Annotated in this window: 1 protein-coding gene; it reads right to left on the bottom strand. The window is 52.2% G+C overall.

Translation table 11 applies throughout. The annotated features are described in order from the left end of the window. Positions 1-207 (bottom strand): hypothetical protein (locus NE619_RS18795; protein ID WP_256133960.1); only part of this gene is annotated, 207 nt, incomplete at both ends.

Here is a 207-nt window from a genome sequence, read left to right as displayed (position 1 = left end):
CAGATCTTTTACGCTCATACCTTCCAGCTCTTTGTTTCCATCCAGCTTTACGGCCTTCCCACTGAGCGCCTGATCCTTGATCGCAACCGATTCTCCGTCTGCCGAAGCCAGCTGCCCGTATGCCTTGTCGCGCACATACTGGCCCATTTTTCCGCCGTTCATGGAATCATCGATTACATTAATCACCGATTTGGCGGCATAGTAGGC

This window comes from Anaerovorax odorimutans (genome assembly GCF_024459955.1).
Classification (GTDB): domain Bacteria; phylum Bacillota; class Clostridia; order Peptostreptococcales; family Anaerovoracaceae; genus Hominibacterium; species Hominibacterium odorimutans_A.
The sequence above is the reverse complement of the archived record's forward strand: the minus strand, read 5'-3'. Positions and strand labels throughout refer to the sequence as shown.